Raw genomic sequence first — 514 nt, forward strand, 5'->3', positions numbered from 1 at the left:
TGCGCACCATGGGCATTCAGGCGGTGTATCCACGCCCCAGAACCAGCATTCCGGGCGACGGGCACAAAGTTTATCCGTACCTGCTCAAAGGGCTGAAAATCGACCGCCCCAACCAGGTGTGGGCAACGGATATTTCGTACGTGCCGCTGGCCCGAGGCTTCATGTATTTGGTCGCCATTATCGACTGGTACAGCCGTAAGGTGCTGTCCTGGCGGGTCTCCAATACCATGGACACAGACTTCTGCATCGATGCCCTGGAGGAAGCCCTACAGCGCTATGGAACGCCGGAAATCTTCAATACTGATCAAGGTGCCCAGTTCACCAGTGAGGCCTTCACAGGCGCTCTCAAGGAGCATGGCATTCGGATCAGCATGGACGGCAAGGGCTGCTATCATGACAACATCTTCGTGGAACGGCTCTGGCGCAGCGTCAAGCACGAGTGCGTCTACCTCACAGCCTTCGAGGATGGACGCCACTTGAAGCAGGCGCTCCACCGGTACTTCCGGCATTACAA

At 57.2% G+C, this 514-nt stretch carries 1 protein-coding gene; it reads left to right on the forward strand.

Annotated features, from left to right (window positions below; all coding sequences use genetic code 11):
- Positions 1-514: IS3 family transposase (locus H3Z84_RS07550; RefSeq protein ID WP_199457042.1), on the forward strand; the 514-nt coding region annotated here is incomplete at both ends.

The sequence above is a fragment of the Marinobacter sp. bablab_jr003 genome (assembly GCF_016464245.1).
Lineage (GTDB): Bacteria > Pseudomonadota > Gammaproteobacteria > Pseudomonadales > Oleiphilaceae > Marinobacter > Marinobacter vinifirmus.